Genomic DNA, 3,696 nt, shown 5'->3' with positions numbered 1-3,696 from the left:
TCGCGCCTTTAAGCGAAACCGGTCTGAATGGCTTGGTCGCAGATACTCTAAGTTGCACTCAAGAACTGGCTCGGCCTTTAACGGAATTAATCTATCAAAAGACTCAAGGAAATCCCTTTTTTGCCACCCAGTTTCTGAAGGGATTGCACGAAGATGGGTTCATTGCCTTTGATCGCGATCTGGGTTATTGGCAATGCGACCTGACGAGAGTACGGCAGTTGGCATTGACTGATGATATTGTTGAATTCATGGCAACTCGGCTGCACAAGTTGCCAGAAGCAACTCAGGAGATTTTGAAGTTAGCTGCCTGTATTGGCAACCAATTTGACTTGGAAACTTTGGCCATTTTCAGCGAACTCGAGCAGATTGAAGTGGCAACTTCCTTGTGGAAAGCACTGCAAGAGGGATTGGTTCTGCCCTTGGGCGAGATGTATAAGTTTTTCCAAGAGGCGAATCAGGATGAAAGAACACCGAATGATGATATCTCGGTAAGCTATAAATTTCTGCACGATCGCGTTCAACAAGCTGCCTATTCCCTGATTACAGAGGATCGCAAACCAATCACCCACTACCACATCGGACAGCTGCTGCTGCAAAAGATTACCCCAGAAGAGCGAGCTGAGAAAATTTTCGATCTAGTTGGCCAATTAAACTATGGAATCGATTTAATTACCCACCAAAATGAACGCAATGAACTGGCTCAATTGAATTTAATTGCAGGGAAAAAAGCCAAAGACTCAACCGCTTATGTCGCTGCCAACAACTACCTGACCACAGGACTGTCCTTGCTGGCCAGCAATAGCTGGCAGTCTCAATATACTCTCACCCTTCATCTTCACGAAGCGGCTGCAGAAGCCGCCTACTTCAACGGCGACTATGACCAAACCGACTCTCTAGTAGACATAGTCGTCGAACATGCTAAAAGTTTGCCTGAAAAAGCTCGGGTTTACGAAATCCAAATGCAGATGAATTTGGGGCGAAACAAAATGCAAGAAGCTATCGATATCGGCCTCAAAGTCTTGAATATGCTCGATATCGAACTGGTAGATACCCTCTCTGCGAATCGGAGCCTAGAATACTTTCAGAACTTGCCAACCATGACCGATCCAGCCCAGCTTGCAGGTATGCGAATTTTAGGGGGTTTATGGTCGGCCACGTATATTGCCAATCCCGCTTTGATGCCTAAAGTCATCACTACAATGGTACAGTTGGCATCCGAGGGCGGCAATTCACCACAATCTGCTTTTGGCTATTCCCTCTATGGAATGTTACTCTCTGCCAGTCGAGTTGATATCGAACGGGGTTATCAATTTGGCCAGACCGCATTACAAATTCTAGAGCAATTTGCAGACATCCAATTTAGCTCGAAAGTGTGTCTGCTGTTTAATGTATTTACACGCCACTGGAAAGATTATCCCGGGATGGCCATTCCGGCTTTACAGCAAGGTATTGAAGCGGGTCTAGAAGCCGGAGATATTGAATATGCTTGTTATTGTGCTTTATCTTCTTGTTTTATACGTTTTTTAATTGGAGAGAATTTGCAAATTTTGCGCCCTCGCCAGCAGGCTTACATGAGCTTTGTGGGACAGATGAAGCAGGATTTTCAGTTTAATGGAACCAAGATTTGGGGACAAATTCTTTTGAATTTTTTAGGGGAATATCAAGAGTCAGCAGATCTGCTGGTTGGTGAATTATTTGACGAACATAAAATGTTTCCGGTTTTCCAGGAAACTCAGAATTTCACCCTTTTATTTTGGGCGAATTTCGGTAAAGCCATGTTAGCTTATCTGTTGGGCGATTATGCAAGTGCGTTGACTTATTCATGGGAAGCCAAAAAATATGAGGCAACGGTGGCCGGAATGTTTTGTGTTGCCCGTAATGATTTCTATTACATCTTGTCAGCGATCGCTGACTTAGCCAACCTTGAAGGAGAAGATGAGAAACTGCGAGGTTTGGAGCAGTTCCAAGCTAGTCAAGACAATTTGAAGTTGTGGGTCAAACATTGTCCTGGGAATTTCCAGCATAACGACGCGCTCATTGAGGCAGAAAAATTAAGGCTATTGAGAGACTATACTGAGGCGATCGCTCTGTACGATCGCGCCATAGCGGGAGCCAAAGAAAACGAGTACGTACACGAAGAAGCCCTAGCTAACGAACTGGCGGCCAAATTTTACCTGGACTGGGGCAAGGAAAAAATCGCTGGGGTCTATATGACTGATGCCTACTACTGCTACGCCCGTTGGGGCGCTAAAGCCAAGACCGACCAACTCGAAGAAAAGTATCCCCAACTGCTTTCCTCCATTCTGCAACAGCCCCGCTTGCATTTACACAGCGGTGAAATCGCTACTTCTACCTTGACGCAAACGGCGGGTTCGAGTAGCAGCACGATTGGCTCAATGCTCGATTGGGCAACAGTCATGAAAGCGTCTCAGTCTCTATCGAGCGAAATTCACTTGGACAAACTGGTCTCGGCTTTGATGAAAGCAGCGATGGAAAATGCTGGAGCCTCGGGCGCTATTCTGCTACTACAGCAAACTTATGGTTGGCAGATTGTAGCCCGATACTCACAAGAAGGTGGCAATTTGCGTTCAACAGAGGTAGCAGACGAGAGAGAGATTCCGACAAGCGTCATTAATAAAGTTAAACGCAGCCAAGAAGCAATTATTATTAACGATTTCCCTGACGATACCCAGTTTGCAGCAGACCCCTATCTGCTGCAAGGACAACCGAAAAGTTTCCTGTGCGTCCCGATCTTGAATCAAGGCAAGCTGATCGGCATCCTCTATCTGGAAAACCATCTGGCTGTGGGAGCTTTTACGGGCGATCGCCTGGAAGTTCTGAATATGCTCTGTTCCCAAGCAGCGATCTCCCTAGAAAATGCCCGTCTCTACGAACAAGCACAACAGGCACTCAAAGACTTACAACAAGCCCAACTGCAACTGGTACAAAGTGAAAAAATGTCAGCCTTGGGCAATCTAGTGGCAGGAGTAGCCCACGAAATTAATAATCCCGTGGGATTTATTGCTGGAAATATAGACCCAGCGCGAGATTATGTGCAAGACTTATTCGGACTGGTGAACCTTTATCAGAAAGAATATCCACAGCCAAGTGAAGCGATCGAAGAAGAAATCGAAGCGATAGATTTAGAGTTTCTTAGAGAAGACTTACCGCAACTGATTTCTTCAATGCAAGAAGGAACTGATCGCATCAGGCACATCAGCAATTCTTTACGAACCTTTTCGCGCACAGATAAGGAGTATAAAGTCCCATTTAACTTGCATGAAGGTCTCGAGAGCACTTTGCTGATTCTCAAACATCGCCTGAAAGCCAACGAGGAGCGTCCAGCGATTGAAATTGTCAAAGACTATGGACAATTGCCACAAGTGCAATGTTTTCCAGGACAACTCAACCAAGTGTTTATGAATCTGATTGCTAATGCTATTGATGCCCTAGATGAGGGTAACCAGGGACGCAGTTTTGATGAGATTGCCAATCAGATTAAGATTACTACCTCAGCAACGGCAGAAGAGGTCACCATTCGCATTGCCGATAATGGCATGGGGATGCCAGAAGAGGTGAGAGAACGGATCTTCGAGCAAGGATTTACGACTAAAGCAGTGGGTAAAGGAACGGGGTTAGGGATGGCGATCGCTAAATCAATCATCACCCAAAAACATGGCGGTAAGATTACCTGTA

At 45.7% G+C, this 3,696-nt stretch carries 1 protein-coding gene; it reads left to right on the top strand.

Features of this window, described 5'->3' with window-relative positions; all coding sequences use genetic code 11:
* The coding region (locus AC3A14_RS24285; RefSeq protein ID WP_487779222.1) for a trifunctional serine/threonine-protein kinase/ATP-binding protein/sensor histidine kinase at positions 1-3,696 on the top strand (3,696 nt) is incomplete at both ends.

It is taken from the genome of Roseofilum sp. (assembly GCF_982964205.1).
This window is presented reverse-complemented; position numbering and strand designations above follow the sequence as displayed.